The following is a 14,894-nucleotide window of genomic DNA, read 5'->3' on the forward strand; positions in this document are numbered from 1 at the left end:
CGCTCAGAAGTCGGGGTAGAGACGGCCGCGATTGAAGATGCGCGCGGGATCGAAAGCGGCTTTCAGTCCGCGATGAATTTTCATCAGCGGCGCGGGCAGCGGCGTGAAGACGCCCGCATTGCGATCGTACGAAGCGCCCGCGCGGAAGATTGTCGCGTGGCCGCCAGCCTGTTTCGCGCTGATGCGCACGGTCTGCGGATCGGTATCGGTGATCCACCAGCGCTGCGCACCGCCCCATTCCATCAACTGCGCGCCGGGCAGATGCAGCGGCTCGGCAATCGACGGCAGCGCGAGACGCCAGAGCGCCGCCTTCGGCTCGATCACCGCGAAGAACGGATCGGTCTGTTCGCGCAGGCCGACCCAGAAGCGATCGGCCTCCACTGCATCGACGACTTCGCCGCCGAGCGTCGTGCGCGCCGCCTTCACGGCCGCTTCCGCGCCCGCGAGCCGCAGCGCGAGCGTGCCGTCGCGCCACGCGCTGCCGGTGATCGGCAGCGGATGGCCGCCCCATTCGTTGAGCTTGCGCACGCCGTCGGTCGCGTGCATGTCGAACTTGAGCGTCGCCTCGGCGACGGATTTCGGCAGCACCTTGATCGACAGTTCGAGGATCAGCCCGAGCGTGCCGAGCGAGCCGGCCAAAAGCCGCGAGACGTCGTAGCCCGCGACGTTCTTCACCACTTGCCCGCCGAAGTGAAGCACCTGGCCGTGGCCGTTCATCACGACCGCGCCGAGCACGAAGTCGCGTGGCGCGCCGGTCCACGCACGGCGCGGCCCCGCGATGCCCGCCGCGATGCAGCCGCCGATGGTCGCATCGCGCCCGAAATGCGGCGGCTCGAACGGCAGCATCTGGTCGCATTCGCGCAGCGCCGCCTCGACGGCCCGAAGCGGCGTGCCCGCCTTTACGGTGATCACGAGCTCGGCCGGGTCGTATTCGATGATCCCGCTATGTGCGCGCGTATCGAGGATCTCGCCGCGCAGCGTCTGCCCGTACCAGTCCTTCGTGCCGCCGCCCCGGATGCGGACCGGCGTGCTGGTTTCAGTGGCGCGGCGAATCCGTTCCGACCAGCCGGCGACGATGTCGTCGTGTTCCATGGTGTCCGCTTCTCGTGGCTCGTCGATCGATTGTACCGGCCGGTTCAGGCCGCACGTCTCGGGTTAAACGTGGATAGCCTGCGGTGTGCTCGCTTCAGAAGCGCGGGATCTCGGGATGCGGCAGCAGTCCGCCGCGAATGTGCATCTTGCCGTACTCGGCGCAGCGCGCGCGCGTCGGGATGCCTTTATCGGGGTTCAGCAGGCCGGGCGGGTCGAATGCGCGTTTCACCGCGTGAAACGCGTCGCGCTCTTCCGGCGAAAACTGCACGCACATCGAATTGATCTTCTCGATGCCGACGCCGTGCTCGCCCGTCACCGTGCCGCCCAGCTCGACACACGTCTCCAGGATGTCGGAGCCGAACGCCTCCGCGCGGTGCCATTCGTCGAGATCGTTGCCGTTGAAGAGAATCAGCGGATGCATATTGCCGTCGCCGGCGTGGAACACGTTGATACAGCGCAGCGCGTACTTCTTCTCCATCTGCTCGATGCGCGCGAGCAGCGGCCCGATCTGGCGGCGCGGCACGGTGCCGTCCATGCAGTAGTAATCCGGCGACATGCGCCCGGCCGCCGGAAACGCGTTCTTGCGACCCGACCAGAATTTGAGACGCTCGGCTTCCGAGCGCGAAATCTGGATGCGGCTCGCGCCGTTCTCGCGCAGCACGGCCGTCATGCGGACGATTTCCTCGGCGACCTCGTCGTAGGTGCCATCCGATTCGCAGAGCAGGATCGCGGCGGCTTCGAGGTCGTAGCCGGCGTTCACGAATTCCTCGACGGCGCGCGTCGCGGGTTTGTCCATCATTTCGAGACCGGCCGGGATGATGCCCGCCGCGATGATCGCCGCGACCGCGTTGCCGCCTTTCACGACGTCGTCGAAGCTCGCCATGATGACTTGCGCCGTCTGCGGCTTCGGAATCAGCTTGACGGTGATCTCGGTGACGATCGCGAACATGCCTTCGCTGCCGATCAAAACGGCGAGCAGGTCGAGCCCGGGCGCGTCGGGCGCGAGCGAGCCGAATTCGACGATATCGCCTTCCATCGTCACCGCGCGCACGCGCAGCACGTTATGGACGGTCAGGCCGTACTTCAGGCAGTGCACGCCGCCCGAATTCTCGGAGACGTTGCCGCCGATCGTGCACGCTATCTGCGACGACGGATCGGGCGCGTAATAGAGACCGTAGGGCGCGGCGGCTTCGGAGATCGACAGATTGCGCACGCCTGGCTGGACGGTGGCGGTGCGCGCGTACGGATCGACTTCGACGATCTTCCGGAAGCGCGCGAGCGACAGCACGATGCCGTGGCGGATCGGCATCGCGCCGCCCGATAGACCGGTGCCCGCGCCGCGCGGGACGATCGGCACGTCGAGCCGGAGGCAAATCTGCACGACGCGCTGCACTTGCGCCTCGGTTTCCGGCAACGCGACCGCGAGCGGCAGACGGCGATAGGCGGCGAGGCCGTCGCATTCGTAGGCGGCGGTGTCTTCGTCGCGAAAGAGCAGGCAATGCGTCGGCAACACGGCCATCAGCGCCTGCACGACTTCGCGCTGGCGCTGTTCCAGCACTTCCGGCGTGAATTCCGTGGGTGCGTTCATATCTCCTCCTGGCGCCTGGTTCTTGAAATGTGCGGTTTGTCGCTCGGGCGTCGATCCGGCGCTCTCAGCCGCTGGTCCGCGCGCATCACGCCGCGAAGGAAAAGATCTTGCCGGGGTTCATCAGGTTGTTCGGATCGAGCGAATGCTTGATTGCGCGCATCACGCCGACCGCATCCTCGCCGTGCTCCTCGATCAGGAAGCCCATCTTGTGCAGCCCCACGCCATGCTCGCCCGTGCACGTGCCACCCATGCGCAGCGCGCGCTGCACGATCCGGTGATTGATGCGCTCCGCTTCTTCCAGCTCTTCGGGCTTCGCGGGATCGAGCAGCATCGCGACGTGAAAATTGCCGTCACCGACATGGCCGACGATCGGGCACGGCAGCGTCGATGCCTTCAAATCCTGCTCCGTCTCGACGACGCATTCCGCGAGCCGCGAAATCGGCACGCAAACGTCTGTCGTCACCGCGCGGCAGCCGGGCTTCAGTTGCAGCATCGCGAAATAGGCCGAATGGCGCGCGTTCCAGAGACGGCTGCGATCTTCCGGGCGCGTCGCCCATTCGAAATCGGCGCCCGAATTCTGCGCGACGATCTCCTGCACGATGCCCGCCTGTTCCGCGACACCCGATTCGGAGCCGTGGAACTCGAAGAACAGCATCGGCGATTCGCGGAAGGTGAGGTTCGAGTGACGGTTGATCGCGCGCACGGCGAGCGAATCGAGGAACTCGACGCGCGCCACCGGCACGCCCATCTGAATCGTTTCGATGACAGCGCGCACCGCATCGCCCATCGACGGGAACGCGCACACCGCCGCTGACACGGCTTCCGGCTGCGGATAGAGCCGGACCGTGATTTCCGTGATGACGCCGAGCGTGCCTTCGGAGCCGACGAAAAGGCGCGTCAGGTCATATCCGGCCGACGACTTGCGCGCGCGCGTGCCGGTCTTGATGACGCGGCCGTCGGCGAGTACGACGGTCAGCGCCAGCACGTTCTCGCGCATCGTGCCGTAGCGCACGGCGTTGGTGCCCGAGGCGCGCGTCGCCGACATCCCGCCGATGCTCGCGTCCGCGCCCGGATCGATCGGGAAGAAGAGGCCGGTGTCGCGCAGCGCCTCGTTCAGCTGCTTGCGCGAAATGCCAGGCTCGACGGTGACGGTCAGGTCCTCGGCGTTGATCGCGAGCACGCGGTTCATCTCCGACAAATCGATCGACACGCCGCCCTGCACCGCGAGCAGATGCCCTTCGAGCGACGAACCGTTGCCGTAGGGAATGATCGGCACGTCGTATTGGCCGCAGAGTTTCACGATCGCCTGCACGTCCTCCGTGCTGCGCGCGAAGACGACGGCGTCGGGCAATTGCGGATCGAACGGGGATTCGTCGCGGCCGTGGTGCTCGAGCACGGCGCGCGCGCTCGTCGCGCGATCCCCGAATTGCGCTTTGAGCGCATCGAAAAGCGCGGCGGGGAAGGGGCGGCGAACGGCCAGCGGCGGGACGGGATGATTCACGGTGTTGTCTCCGGACCTCGGGGCGCTTTGTTCAGTCGCCCGATTATTGGTTGATTTGATTCGAATCGCGCGCGGCACGTGACGAAACCGGCGCGGTTAATCGGTATTTTGAAGTTATTTTACGCCGATAGACCCTCGTCCGCCGGGCATCGGCAGGCTTCATAATGAACGGCTCGATGACGCGCAAAACGGAGAGAAACGATGGGCAATCGCCTGAGCAAGATAGCGACGCGCACCGGCGACGACGGCACGACCGGCCTCGGCGACGGCAGTCGCGTGCAGAAGGACGACGCGCGGATCGCGGCGATCGGCGACGTCGACGAACTCAATTCGCAGATTGGCGTGCTGCTGTGCGAGCCGCTGCCGGGGAACGTGCGGGCGGCGCTCGTGGATATCCAGCACGATCTGTTCGATCTCGGCGGCGAGTTGTGCTTTCCGGGGCATTCGATGATCGAAACGCAGCATCTGGCGCGGCTCGATGCGTGGCTTGCCGATTACAACGCAACGTTGCCGCCGCTGAAGGAGTTCATTTTGCCGGCGGGATCGCGGGGAGCGTCGCTGGCGCATGTGGCGCGGACGGTATGCCGGCGGGCAGAGCGGTCGATCGTGGCGCTCGGGCGGGTGGATAAGGTCAACGCGGCGCCGAGGCAGTATGTGAATCGGCTGTCGGATTTGCTGTTCGTGTTTGCTCGGGTGCTAAATCGCGTGGACGGTGGCAGCGATGTTCTGTGGGATCACGAGCGGAGGAAGTAGGGGCTCAGGCTTCCTCGGGCGTTGGGAGAATCCAGTTGCGGGCGGTCCTGTTCAGGCGCGCCCTTTCTGGCGCTGCCTCAGCGAAGTCTTCGTAGACTTCACCGGTTATTTCACTCGGCCATGCCCATTCGTCCGCCTGAGCGTGAGTTTCTTTGGACGGACACACGTCCTGTGACCGGCCCGACCCGTAGCGTTGTTCATTCATGATGGCTCCCCGCGCGCGCTGAGAGGACATTCTGCATGCGAGCTTCGAGCCGTGGTCGATGAGAAAATAGATCCACAAACTGCGACAAAAGCACTCATTCAGCGCTCCCTTAAAAGATGTAGCATCGATGCATCTTAGAAAGGGAGAACCCCCAATGACCGCATTGACCGCCGACCAGATCGCCCGCGTGAAGGCCACCGCGCCCGTCCTCGCCGAGCATGGCGCGACCATCACGACGCATTTCTACAAGCGCCTGTTCGCCAACCACCCCGAGTTGAAGCACCTCTTCAACCAGGCGCATCAACAAAGCGGCGGGCAGCCGCAGGCACTGGCGCGCGCGGTCTACGCGTACGCGGCGAACATCGACAATCTCGGCGCGCTGACCGGCGCCGTCGCGCACATCACGCAGAAGCACGCGAGCCTGAACATCCGCGCCGAGCATTACCCGATCGTCGGCGAGAACCTGCTGGCGGCCATCTCCGAAGTCCTCGGCGACGCCGTCGATCAACCCACGCTCGACGCCTGGGCTGCCGCCTACGGCCAACTCGCCGGCATCCTGATCGGCGCGGAGCAGAAGCTCTACGACGGCGCGGCGTGGAGCGGCTTCCGTCCGTTCGCCGTGGTGCGCAAGGAAATGGAGAGCGACGAAATCACGTCGTTCTATCTGAAGCCTTCGGATGGCGGGAAGCTGCGCGATTTCGCGCCCGGCCAGTACGTCAGCGTGAAGCGGTTCGTGACCGAGATCGGCGTCGTTCAGCCGCGCCAGTATTCACTCTCCGATGCCCCGAACGGCCAGTATCTGCGGATTTCTGTGAAGCGCGAGCGCCCCATTGGCCTGCCTGCCGGGCATGTGTCGAACGGGTTGCATGACGGCGTCGAGGTTGGATCGATCGTCGAGGTGAGCGCGCCGATGGGCGAATTTTCGCTCGATCGCACGAAAACGACGCCCGTCGTTCTGATGAGCGGCGGTGTCGGCATTACGCCGATGGTGTCGATGCTGGCGTCGATCGTCGCCAGTGGCAGCGCGCGGCAAGTCGCGTTCGTGCATGCGTGCCGGCACGGCGGCGTGCACGCGTTCAAGCATTGGGTGAACGACATTGCGTCGAAGCATCCGAACGTCACGCGCGCGGTGTTCTACGAAGCGGTGCGTCCGGAAGATCGCCAGGGCGCGGACTTCGACTTCCCCGGACGCATGGACTGGCCGCAGTTCGTGAGCCAGGCGCTTCTGCCCGATGCCGATTACTACATCTGCGGCCCGGTCGCCTTCATGCGCGGGCAGATGGCCGCGCTGCACGCCGCGGGCATCCACGCCGAGCGGATTCACACTGAGATCTTCGGCGCGGGCATGCTGGAATAATCCGCATCGAATGAAAAAAGGGCTGCGAAACTCGCAGCCCTTGTCACAAGCAGACTGTCAATCAGTTCCCGCCACCGCGCGCCACGCGCCGCTGCTTGACGCTCTCGGCGAGCCCTTCCAACACCTTCACGCTCTCTTCCCAGCCGATGCACGCATCGGTCACGCTCTGGCCATAGGTCAGTTCGCAACCTTCCTTGAGATCCTGCCGCCCCGCGACGAGATGCGATTCCACCATCACGCCGACGATCCGCTCATCACCGCCCGCGATCTGCCGGCCGATGTCCTCGCAGACCGGAATCTGGTTCTCATGCTTCTTCGAACTGTTCGCGTGGCTCGCGTCGATCATCAGGCGCGCGGCCAAACCCGCCTTGCCGATGTCGCTGCACGCGGCGTTCACGCTCTCCGCATCGTAGTTCGGCGCCTTGCCGCCGCGCAGGATGATGTGGCAGTCTTCGTTGCCGGCCGTCGAGACGATCGCCGAGTGGCCGCCCTTCGTCACCGAGAGGAAATGGTGCGGCTGCGACGACGCCTTGATCGCATCGACGGCGATCTTCACGTTGCCGTCCGTCCCGTTCTTGAAGCCGACCGGGCACGAAAGCCCCGACGCCAGCTCGCGATGCACCTGCGATTCCGTCGTGCGCGCGCCGATCGCGCCCCACGAGATCAGATCGGCGATGTACTGCGGGCTGATCATGTCGAGGTATTCGGTGCCCGCGGGCAGTCCGAGTTCGTTGATGTTCAGCAGCAGCTCACGCGCGGTGCGCAGGCCCTCGTTGATCTTGAAGCTGTTGTCCATGTGCGGATCGTTGATGAGTCCCTTCCAGCCGACCGTCGTGCGCGGCTTTTCGAAGTACACGCGCATCACGATCTCGAGCTCGCCCGCGAAGCGCTTACGTTGTTCGATCAGCCGTCCGGCGTATTCCATCGCGGCCTTGGGATCGTGGATCGAGCACGGCCCAACGATGACGATCAGGCGGTCGTCCATACCGTGCAGGATGCGGTGCATCGACTTCCGGGCGGTGTAGATCAGTTCCGACACGGATTCGCCGAGCGAGAATTCGCGGATCAGGTGGGCGGGCGGGGTCAGTTCTTTTAATTCGCGGATACGGACGTCATCAGTGTTATGTGGGGGCATTTCGTTTCTCCAGGAGCGCGTTGCTGCGTGTTGTTTTGCCAGGCGGGGAGGCGAAAAAAAACCGCCAGACTCGGCTGGCGGTTTTTCGGGAATTTCGGGTTCTTGCTTACCTACGACTCACCCCTCTCGATCCGCCAGCGGCTTGAGATGCCAAAAGAAATAAAAGTAAAACTTGGCGGACATGGCGGGTTCTCGATGGTTCGTGAAAAACAGGTGACTGCCTTTATAACCTCAAACATGCTCGACTGACAAGCCGGAGCACGGTAAAACGCGGATTATCCGCACAACACGGGCAAAAATCGCAGAAAACGAGAGTGGATCATGCGGCGTTCCCGCATGATCCACCGTGATCAAACCGTGCCGCCGACCGTCATCTTTTCGATGCGCAGTGTCGGCTGGCCGACGCCCACCGGCACGCTCTGGCCTTCCTTGCCGCACACGCCGACGCCGCTATCCAGCGCCATGTCGTTGCCGATCATCGTCACGAATTTCAGCGCTTCCGGCCCGCTGCCGATCAGCGTCGCGCCCTTGACCGGATAGCTGATCTTGCCGTTCTCGATCATGTACGCTTCGGACGCCGAGAACACGAACTTGCCGTTGGTGATATCGACCTGACCGCCGCCGAAATTCACCGCGTACAGCCCGTTTTTCACCGACGCCAGGATTTCGCCCGGGTCCTTGTCACCGTTGAGCATGTAGGTGTTCGTCATGCGCGGCATCGGCAGGGCGGCGTACGACTCGCGGCGCGCGTTTCCCGTCACCGGCATCTTCATCAGGCGCGCGTTCAGCGAATCCTGGATGTAGCCCTTCAGAATGCCGTCTTCGATCAGTGTCGTGCACTGCGTCGGGTTGCCTTCGTCGTCGATATTGAGCGAGCCGCGGCGATTCGGCAGCGTGCCGTCATCGACGACCGTTACGCCTTTCGCCGCCACCTGTTCGCCGATCCGCCCCGCGAACGCCGACGATCCCTTGCGGTTGAAATCGCCTTCCAACCCGTGGCCGATTGCTTCGTGCAGCAGCACACCCGGCCAGCCCGGCCCGAGCACGACGGTCATCCCGCCCGCCGGAGCCGGCCGCGCTTCGAGGTTCACGAGCGCGGCGTGCACGGCGTCATCGACGTATTTCGACAATACTTCGTCCGTGAAATAGCCGTAGTCGAAGCGGCCACCACCACCACCGCTGCCGATTTCGCGGCGTCCGTCGTGCTCGGCGATCACCGTGACGGAGACGCGCACGAGCGGGCGGACGTCGGCGGCGAGCGCGCCGTCGCTGCGTGCAACCAGCACGACGTCGTATTCGCCCGCGAGGCCCGCCATGACCTGGACGATGCGCGGATCGCGGCCGCGCGCCATCTTCTCGACGCGTTCGAGCAATTTCACCTTGGCGGTGGCATCGAGCGAGTGGAGCGGATCGGCGGGGAGGTAGAGGTCGCGGCCGGAGACGCCGGTGAGCGAACTCGCCGACTTGATCTTGTGCTTGCCGCCGCCCGCCTTCGCGATCGCGCGCGTGGCGATGGCCGCCTGACGGATCGACTCGGGCGAGAGGTCGTCGGAATAGGCGAAGGCCGTGCGATCGCCGGACACGGCGCGCACGCCGACGCCCTGGTCGATGCTGAAGCTGCCCGATTTGACGATGCCCTCTTCGAGGCTCCACGCCTCGCTGCGGGTCATCTGGAAGTAGAGGTCCGCGTAATCGACCTTGTGCGTGAAGATTTCGGCGAGCGTGCGCGTGATGAGCGCCTCGTCGAGCCCATAGGGCGTGAGCAGAACGTCTTTCGCGGTGACGAGATTGCGGATGCCGGGTTCGATGATGTTCATGCGGTGCCTGTGGCTATATCGGTGACGTGTGTTGGAAATGTGATGAATATTCTAACGTCGGTGTCTGGGGAGCTATCTGCGGGATAGAAAGCGCGCTTTCAAGCTCGTTACGTGTTCAGCCTAGCACGCGATGGCGGTACGCCGGCAGGCTCTGCCGCACGGACGCGATGCGCGCCGGCTCGATCTCGCCGGACACGACGCCCGCGCCCTCTTCGCGCACGTCGATGATTTCGCCCCACGGATCGATCAGAATGGTGTGGCCCCAGGTGCGGCGGCCATTCTCGTGCTTCCCGCCCTGCGCGGCGGCGAGCACGTAGCACTGGTTTTCGATGGCGCGTGCTTTTAGCAGCGTTTCCCAGTGCGCCTTACCAGTGGTGTAAGTAAACGCAGAAGGAACGACGATCAACGCGCAGTCGCCCATCTTTCGATACAGCTCGGGAAACCGCAGGTCGTAGCAGACCGACAGCCCGACGCGCCCGAACGGCGCCTCGAATGTGCGCACTTCGCCGCCGGGGCAGATGGTGCGGGCTTCGTCGAAGGACTCTTCGCCCTTTTCGAAATTGAACAGATGAATCTTGTCATAGCGCGCGGCTTGTTTGCCGGCGGGATCGAAGACGAGCGTCGTGTTCAGCACGCGCGACGGTTCGGGCGACTCCAGCGGCATCGTCCCGCCGATGACCCACACGCGATGCTCGCGCGCGGCATCGGCCAAGAATTGCTGGATCGGGCCGTGGCCGGGCGTTTCGCGGATAGCGAGCTTGTCGGTGTCCTTGAAGCCCATGAAGCAGAAGTATTCGGGCAGCAGCACGAGCTGCGCGCCGTCGCGCGCGGCCTCGGCGATCAGCCGGCCCGCCTCGGCGAGATTGCGCTCGCGATCCGGCGTGCTGACCATTTGCAGCGCCGCGACCCTGAACGGCCCGGCGTGGTGTTCGCTTGATCTTTCGCTCATGTCTGCCTGCGGTGAATGCGTCTGATGCGTCGGAAGCCGGTGAAACGCGACGCTGTCAGCCTCAGTCGGTGACAGCGGCGGCAGGAGTTTCGATCTTACCCTGATCGCCCTTCACCCGCTGAATGACCGGTTTCGACCACGTACCGGTGATCGCGTAGTCGCGCGCGAACGCCTTGCCGATCGATTTCGACAGCACCAGGTCCCCCGCCAGCGTCGCTAGGCCGAGCAGCGGATTGATGACCGCCGCGCCGATCGCAACCGCGCCGGCGCTGATCGTCGGGATCACGAGGGCGTGGAGGTCCTGGGTCTGCGTCGGCAGGTTGACCATGCCCTTCAGCTCGACGCGCGCGGGCGAGGTGACCATCGTGAAATTGTCGGTGCGGACGATACCGTCGTCGATTTTCGCCGTGCCGGTGATGCGGTCGAACGGCAGCCCCTTGCCGACGACGTCCTGGAAATTCAGCGTAAGCAGGTGCGCGAGACTTTGCAGGCTCAGGATGCCGAGCAGCTTCGCCGCGCCCGCGTTCACCTTCAGGATCTGGCCGTGGCGCAGGTCGACGGCGAGCGCGCCGTCGAGTGTCGGCAGGTCGACGGCGGTCGGGCCGCCGCTCCAAGCGGCGTTGCCGGAGATCGAGCCGCTGCCCGCGTTCACCGTGCGCGGCAGGCCGAATCGGTCGAGCAGGCCGCCCGCGTCCTTCACGTCGAGCTTGAAATCGAGCGCGGTGCGGCGCGGGGTGGTGTCGTTGGGGTTGTCGTCGTCATCGTCGTCGGTTTCGGCGGACGTGAACGCGCGCCAGTTCGCTGTTGCGGCGAGCGTCGCGTCTGGGTTGGCCAACTCGAACTTGTCGAGCGACCACACCGGCATGCCGTGATCGACGCTGTTGTGCGCATCGACTTCGAGCCGTCCGATCGGCCGTCCTCGCACGACGATTTCATTCACGATCAGATCGATCGACGGCATGTTGCGCGGCGGCCGGCGGATCGTCGGCCCGGCGAGGTCGCCCTCCGATTTGTCCGGAATCACGACCTGCGTGAAGCGCGCCTGCAACGCGCCCGGGCTGTCGCGGATCGCGCCGGGCGTCCACGCGACCTGTCCCGTCAGCTGATCCGACGCGATGTTCGCCTGCCACTTGCGGTTGTCCTCGCTCGCATCGACGACGATGTTTTGCCAGCGTCGGCTAAGTAGCTTGAGCGTCGTGAGATGCAGCGCGACGCGAGTCGGGATGAACTGTCTGATGTTTTCGTTCACCGGCGGTTTTGGCGCGGCGACGGCGGACTGCGTTGCGGGCGGCGGCGTGAATTCCGTGATGAACTTGCGCCAGGCGTCGGCATCGAGTTCGTCGAGATCGATCGCGGCCGTTACGCCTTGCGGCGGCAGATCGGCCGGCTTGTTCACGCCGATCGCGCCGCGCACCACGTTCAACTGCGTCTTGCCCGTCTGCTGCAACAGGTAGTGCGCCTTCACGGGGCCGAGCGTGACATTCGCGTCGTGACGCCCGGCCGGGCCGTCGGTGGCCGGCTCGAAGCGGACGGCGAACGGCATCGGCGTGCCTCGCGGTTTCGCGAACGGCGCCGGAAAGTCGAGACCGAGGCCGGTCAGATCGGACGTTGCCTCGATGCGCGGCAGCGCGTTCTTCATGCCGCGCACGTGCATTTCGTAAGGCGCCGTGCCGCTGACGTGCTTCAGAACCTGCGTGATCTGCGGACTGATGCGCACGTTGAGCCCCTTCGCCGCATCCGCGCCGATGCGCCCGTTCACATTCAGCGCGTAGCTGCCGTCCGGCTTCACGCCGCCGGTTCCGCGCACGTCGCCGCCGAGAAAACGCCCGGTGAGATTGTCGAGCGTGACGCTTTTCTGGGCAAAGCTCGCGCGTCCGCGCACGTGCGAAAGCGGCGGCAGGTTCGCGTAGGCGACTTCGTTGTCGGCGAAGGTGAGCGAGCCTTCGTAATCGACGTGCGGCTTCGGCAGCCGGATGCGCGGCAGGCCGAGCTTGAGCGCGAGCGTGGCGTCGCCGGTCGCGCGGATCTTGCGCGTCGCGTGCTTCGCCATGATGCCGAGCGAGCTGTCGTCGACGTACTGGAGCATGTCCGCGAGCGGCCCGCGCGCCTGCCCGTCGATCAGCAACAGCGACTCGCGATTGCCCGTATCCTCGATGCGCCCGGTCGTCTTCGTGATCGCGACGTTGCGATAGTGCGCGCGGTCGATGTCGAAGCGCAGCTTGTTCTGTGCCATCTGGAACTTGCCGCTGATGCCGTCGAAGCCGGGCCAGAAGTTCGGCGTGCCGTTCAACATTTTGCGCGGCGGGTAGGGCGTCGGATCGAACTTGCCGCCGGTAAATGGCGCCTCGATGCGGAAGATGCCGGCATCGGGAAACTTCGTGTACGGGAAGCGGGTCAGGTCGCCGTGCACTTCGATCGTGCCGTTGCGCGACACGCCTGCCTGCAGCGCGTGTCCCAGATAGACGCGCACGCGTTCGTTGAGCGACGTCGGCAGATAGCGCACGAGGCTCGTCACCTTCAGGCGCGCAACCTTCGCCTTCAGATCGAGCGTGCCTCGTCCGTGGCCCTGGTTCCAGTAATAGGCGGTGGCTTCGCCCTCGGCGTCGGCGTTCTTCACGCGCAGCGTTTCGACGCGCACCGTGAACGCACGGCGCGGCTCGCCGGGCGCGGGCGCATCGGCGATGGTCCAGGCGGCGCGCCCTTCGAGCGTATCGAAGGTGAGGCGCGGATCGTCGAAGGCGCCGGGGATCGTCACGGCGGCATTCTTCGTATCGATCGTGATCGAGCCTTGCGTCTGGTCGGCGTCGATCTTGCCCCACAGGTTTTCGACGCCTGGAATCCCCGCGCGCGGATGGTTGTTCGCCGTGAGCCCCGGCGGCGGCTCCTGCGCCTGCACGCTGATGCCCTGCAAGTCGCCCTTGACCGTGTATCTCAAAACCGGCAGCGCTTCGCCTTTTGCCTGCAGTTCCTTGGCTTCCTCGTCGGTTTTCGGCGCGACGCGTTCCGTTTGCAGCGTGAAATCGGCGATCTGCCCTTGCGGATTGAACAGCACGAGTTGCGTGAGCACCTTGCGCGGCAGCGGCAGCGCGCGGGCGAATTCCGCGAGTATCCCCAAATCGATGACATCGCCCGACACACCGAACAACTGTCCGCGCTGCGCTGACGCCGCCCGGTACTTCGCCGTCAGTGTTTTCGATTCGAGGAGGCGCGCGACCGCTGTGCCATCGGCGAGCGGCGCCTGACCGAGTTCCGCGTGCAGGTCGGAGAGATGCAGCGTGTACTCGGTGTCGTCCTTCGCGAGCGTCCAGCCGAACTGCGCGACCGGCAGATCGAGGCGCGGCTGCGTCGGCCGCACGCGCAGCGCGATGTTGCCGCCCGTCAGGTCACCGCTCGCGCTCTGCAGCATGCCGCCCGCGAAGTTCAGCCAGATCTTGTTGTCGATGCGGCCGCTGTACGTCTCGAACGGGATCTTCACGTACCGCGCGAGCATCGGCAGATCGACCGGGCCGGTCGTCACGTAGGCGCGGCCGGTCCAGTGCGCGGGAACGCCGATCGCCGAGAACGGCTGATGGCGGAAATCCGCGCGAAAGTCGAGCGGGCCGTGGAGCACGTCGCCGTCGGCGGGGGCCTGCAGAGCGAGCCGGTGACGGATGCCGTCGTTGAACACGGCAAGCCGGATGCGCTTCAGCGCGATCTCGGGCGCCGCGCGCTCGGCGTCACGCCAGCGCAGCGTGCCGTCGTGCAGCACGATGGTCTGCTGCTTGAGGAGCCATGTCATGAACGCGCTTTCGCCGGTGCGCCGCGTCGGGATCGGCACGCCCGCCACGCTCAGCGACCCGTTCGCCGCGCGCGCGATGATGACGTCGGGGCCATCGACGGTGAGGTTCGCGAGCGTCGGCGCGAAGCGGAACAGCGAGCGCCACGAGAGGCTCGCGCTCGCGTGCGGGACGGCCAGGCCGGGCGAGCCGTCGGGGGCGTCGATGCGCAGGTTGTCGATATCGAGCACGGGCTCCATCCCGGACCAGCGCGCAGTGAGCCGGCCGATGTGCAACTGCGCATGGATCTTCGACGAGACGAGCTGTTCGATGCGCGGCCTGAAGGCATCGATTTGCGGAAGGACGGCGTAGCGCAGTCCGAGATAGACGGCCGCCACCGCGAAGTACAGCGCGATGACCAGCACGAGAATGATGCGGGAGACGCGTGAAATCACGCGCTCGGCATTGCCGCGGGGCTTCGCTTGTCCAACTTCGAGAGGGTCGACGGATTCCTTGCTGTCGGACATGCTGCGGCGTTTCGGCGATATGGTAGTTTTGCGTGTTTGACGTTCAAATCGTAACACAGGGTATCGCGCTCAAGGCTGGGCGCGGGCTCTCCTGACCTACCGCAAAGCCAAGCCAGACGGCGTTCGACGCGTTTCGCGGCAGGTCTTCCGATACGCGCCCGGTAGCATTTCGCCGGGTGCCGCATTTTTGAAGCAATGAGTGAAGCAACGAGCGA

At 65.1% G+C, this 14,894-nt stretch carries 10 protein-coding genes; 3 read left to right on the forward strand and 7 right to left on the reverse strand.

All coding sequences use genetic code 11. The features are described from left to right. Window positions 1-3: 3 nt before the first annotated feature. The 3 genes from glcE to AWB67_RS21925 form a co-directional block, all read right to left on the reverse strand. Window positions 4-1,092, reverse strand: coding sequence for a glycolate oxidase subunit GlcE (glcE, locus tag AWB67_RS21915; protein WP_087658326.1), 1,089 nt, complete (start codon window positions 1,090-1,092; stop codon window positions 4-6). A 94-nt stretch (window positions 1,093-1,186) separates the two neighbouring features. Continuing rightward, window positions 1,187-2,680, reverse strand: a complete 1,494-nt coding sequence (locus AWB67_RS21920; RefSeq protein WP_087658327.1) for an FAD-linked oxidase C-terminal domain-containing protein — start codon at window positions 2,678-2,680, stop codon at window positions 1,187-1,189. An 85-nt stretch (window positions 2,681-2,765) separates the two neighbouring features. Next, entirely contained in the window at window positions 2,766-4,181 is a 1,416-nt protein-coding gene (locus AWB67_RS21925) for an FAD-binding oxidoreductase (protein WP_087658328.1), read from the reverse strand. Window positions 4,182-4,382: 201 nt separating this feature from the next. Between AWB67_RS21925 and AWB67_RS21930 the strand changes: the two genes are divergently transcribed. Both AWB67_RS21930 and hmpA read left to right on the forward strand, forming a co-directional pair. Further along, a complete protein-coding gene (locus AWB67_RS21930) occupies window positions 4,383-4,934 on the forward strand; it encodes a cob(I)yrinic acid a,c-diamide adenosyltransferase (RefSeq protein WP_087658329.1) in 552 nt (183 codons plus the stop codon). Between the two features lie 359 nt (window positions 4,935-5,293). Next, window positions 5,294-6,496, forward strand: coding sequence for an NO-inducible flavohemoprotein (hmpA, locus tag AWB67_RS21935; RefSeq protein WP_087658330.1), 1,203 nt, complete (start codon window positions 5,294-5,296; stop codon window positions 6,494-6,496). A 61-nt stretch (window positions 6,497-6,557) separates the two neighbouring features. On the opposite strand, the gene aroG is transcribed toward hmpA, so the two are convergent. Next, window positions 6,558-7,631 carry a 3-deoxy-7-phosphoheptulonate synthase AroG gene (gene aroG, locus AWB67_RS21940; RefSeq protein ID WP_087658331.1) on the reverse strand — a complete coding sequence of 358 codons (1,074 nt, stop codon included), beginning with the start codon at window positions 7,629-7,631 and terminating at the stop codon, window positions 6,558-6,560. Between the two features lie 102 nt (window positions 7,632-7,733). On the opposite strand from aroG, the gene AWB67_RS40850 reads away from it, so the two are divergent. Beyond that, on the forward strand, window positions 7,734-7,880 hold the full coding sequence (locus AWB67_RS40850) for a hypothetical protein (RefSeq protein WP_159964897.1): 147 nt from the start codon (window positions 7,734-7,736) through the stop codon (window positions 7,878-7,880). Between the two features lie 101 nt (window positions 7,881-7,981). On the opposite strand, the gene tldD is transcribed toward AWB67_RS40850, so the two are convergent. The 3 genes from tldD to AWB67_RS21960 all read right to left on the reverse strand — a co-directional run bounded on the left by tldD (window position 7,982) and on the right by AWB67_RS21960 (window position 14,679). Then, the gene (gene tldD, locus AWB67_RS21950; RefSeq protein WP_087658333.1) at window positions 7,982-9,448 is read right to left on the reverse strand and encodes a metalloprotease TldD; all 1,467 of its coding nucleotides are present in this window, start codon (window positions 9,446-9,448) and stop codon (window positions 7,982-7,984) included. Window positions 9,449-9,563: 115 nt separating this feature from the next. Then, window positions 9,564-10,397, reverse strand: coding sequence for a carbon-nitrogen hydrolase family protein (locus AWB67_RS21955; RefSeq protein ID WP_087658334.1), 834 nt, complete (start codon window positions 10,395-10,397; stop codon window positions 9,564-9,566). Between the two features lie 61 nt (window positions 10,398-10,458). Then, window positions 10,459-14,679 (reverse strand): YhdP family phospholipid transporter, encoded by a 4,221-nt coding sequence (locus tag AWB67_RS21960; RefSeq protein ID WP_087658335.1) that lies wholly within the window; start codon window positions 14,677-14,679, stop codon window positions 10,459-10,461. Between the last annotated feature and the right edge of the window lie 215 nt (window positions 14,680-14,894).

It is taken from the genome of Caballeronia terrestris (genome assembly GCF_001544515.1).
GTDB lineage: Bacteria > Pseudomonadota > Gammaproteobacteria > Burkholderiales > Burkholderiaceae > Caballeronia > Caballeronia terrestris.

What these genes read in the sequence shown, in the direction of transcription:
- glcE (WP_087658326.1), bottom strand. Translation starts at nt 1,092, where the DNA reads ATGGAACACGACGACATCGTCGCCGGCTGGTCGGAACGGATTCGCCGC.
- AWB67_RS21920 (WP_087658327.1), bottom strand. Translation starts at nt 2,680, where the DNA reads ATGAACGCACCCACGGAATTCACGCCGGAAGTGCTGGAACAGCGCCAG.
- AWB67_RS21930 (WP_087658329.1), top strand. Translation starts at nt 4,383, where the DNA reads ATGGGCAATCGCCTGAGCAAGATAGCGACGCGCACCGGCGACGACGGC.
- hmpA (WP_087658330.1), top strand. Translation starts at nt 5,294, where the DNA reads ATGACCGCATTGACCGCCGACCAGATCGCCCGCGTGAAGGCCACCGCG.
- aroG (WP_087658331.1), bottom strand. Translation starts at nt 7,631, where the DNA reads ATGCCCCCACATAACACTGATGACGTCCGTATCCGCGAATTAAAAGAA.
- tldD (WP_087658333.1), bottom strand. Translation starts at nt 9,448, where the DNA reads ATGAACATCATCGAACCCGGCATCCGCAATCTCGTCACCGCGAAAGAC.
- AWB67_RS21955 (WP_087658334.1), bottom strand. Translation starts at nt 10,397, where the DNA reads ATGAGCGAAAGATCAAGCGAACACCACGCCGGGCCGTTCAGGGTCGCG.
- AWB67_RS21960 (WP_087658335.1), bottom strand. Translation starts at nt 14,679, where the DNA reads ATGTCCGACAGCAAGGAATCCGTCGACCCTCTCGAAGTTGGACAAGCG.